This is a genomic window from Rhodococcus sp. AC861 (assembly GCF_979256035.1).
Genome location: NZ_CEEDMW010000049.1, coordinates 1 through 265 on the forward strand (window position 1 = coordinate 1; position 265 = coordinate 265).

Annotated in this window: 1 pseudogene; it reads right to left on the minus strand. The window is 74.7% G+C overall.

Going from position 1 to position 265, the window contains the following annotated elements:
* Positions 1-265: pseudogene (locus AC0IX4_RS23095) on the minus strand (hypothetical protein); the annotation flags it as partial.

The following is a 265-nucleotide window of genomic DNA, read 5'->3' on the forward strand; positions in this document are numbered from 1 at the left end:
GGAGAGGATGACCACGGAGCCCGTGGGTGTTCCGACGGCATAACCGTCGTCCCACACGATGGCCGACGCCGCCCCGCCGTCGACCGGACCGTCCGTGCTCTCGCCGGACTCGACGTCCACCCGGACGATCCCGTCCGGTGTGGTGCCGAGTACCTCGCCGTCCCGACCGGGCGAGACCGAGGTGCCCGCCGCGGACCGGCGCCCGACGCGGGGCGAGCCGTCGCCGGCCGCATCGGCCAGTGTCAGCGTCGTGCCGTCGTCGGTG